Annotated in this window: 1 protein-coding gene; it reads left to right on the top strand. The window is 64.9% G+C overall.

What is annotated here, in order from left to right:
* Positions 1-23 precede the first annotated feature (23 nt).
* Positions 24-1,512 (top strand): hypothetical protein (locus ACM9LZ_RS25785; protein ID WP_416622363.1); only part of this gene is annotated, 1,489 nt, incomplete at its 3' end.

Raw genomic sequence — 1,512 nt, 5'->3', positions numbered from 1 at the left:
GAGGCACTCTCAAGCCACAGGCTATGCGTTTGAGCTATAATGTCGATGGTCAGGTCACCTCTAAGGAGTTGGGCACCGTCAACAGCCAATCCGACGCTGACTGGCCCGGGTTCAGCATGGTGCAGCAGGCATCCAGTGGCTATGACGGCATGGGCCGCAAAGTATGGGATGCGATGACCGGCGGTGGCGCCATCCAGGCATTGAGCCAGTACAGCTATGACAGTGCCAGTCGGCCCGATTGCGCCGCAGTGCGCCTGAACCAGGCAGCCTATCTCAGCTTGCCGGGTAGTGCCTGCACGCTGACAGCGGTGGGCGGCGACGGTTCTTATGACCGGATTTCCCAGAACACCTACAACGCCGCCGACCAGGTGACGAAGGTGACGGATGCGCTGGGTACCAGCGGCCTGCGGGGCACCCAGGTCACGACGCAGGAAGCCGTTTATCTGGCGACGGGCGCGGTGGACAAGCTGAAGGATGCCGGCGGCCGCACGACCCAGTATGAATATGACGGGTTCGGCCGCGTCACCAAGATCACCTATCCGCACCCGTCCAGTATCGGGCAGGTGAACAGCGGTGACTACGAGAGCTTCACCTATGACGCCGCCTCGCGCGTGACCGGCATGCGTATGCGCAACGGTGTGAATGCGACGCTGGCCTATGACGCGCTGGGGCGCCTGGCCCAGAAATCCACCCTGCCCGCTTCCGGTGGCGAGACCATCAGCTACACCTATGACAATCTGGGCCGCGTGCTGACCCTGTCGAACGGCAGCCAGACGATCACCTATACCTATGATGCGCTGGGCCGCCGCAAGACGGAGACCGGCCCGCTGGGCCAGGTGGCATCCGACTATGACGTGGCCGGCCGGCGGATCAAGGTGACGTGGCCGGGCGGGTTCCATGTCAATTACGATTACGACACCGCCGGCAACCTGAAGGCGGTGCGGGAGAACGGGGCGACCTCAGGCGCCGGGGTGCTGGTCGGCTTCAGCTACGACAGTCTTGGCCGTCGGACGGGCGCGGCCTTCGGCAACGGTGTGACGACGGGCTACGGCTATGACGCGCTCAGCCGTCTATCCAGCCTGACCCTGAACCCGGCGGGCACGGGCCAGGACCAGCATGTCGGGTTCAGCTACAACCGCGCCGGCCAGATCACGGGCCGCGACAGCAGCAACGAGAGCTATACGCGGCCGATCCCGTCGAAGGTGGACCGTTCCTATGCGATCGACGGGCTGAACCGGGTGACGTCGGTCACCAGCCACCAGACGGGCGGCAACAGCACCGCGCCCCTGAGCTATGGCGGCGGGCAGTCGCTGACCGGCGACGGTTCGGTCAGTTTCGGCTATGATCCGGAGAACCGGCTGACCAGCGGCAATGGCGCCACGCTGGCCTACGACCCGGCGGGCCGGCTTTATCAGGTCAGCAAGTCGGCCACGGCCCGCTTTCTCTATGACGGCCCCGACATCATCGCCGAATATGACGGGTCGGGGAACCTGCTGCGGCGCTATGTGCATG

It is taken from the genome of Niveispirillum fermenti (assembly GCF_048066175.1).
Classification (GTDB): domain Bacteria; phylum Pseudomonadota; class Alphaproteobacteria; order Azospirillales; family Azospirillaceae; genus Niveispirillum; species Niveispirillum fermenti.
The sequence above is the reverse complement of the archived record's forward strand: the minus strand, read 5'-3'. Positions and strand labels throughout refer to the sequence as shown.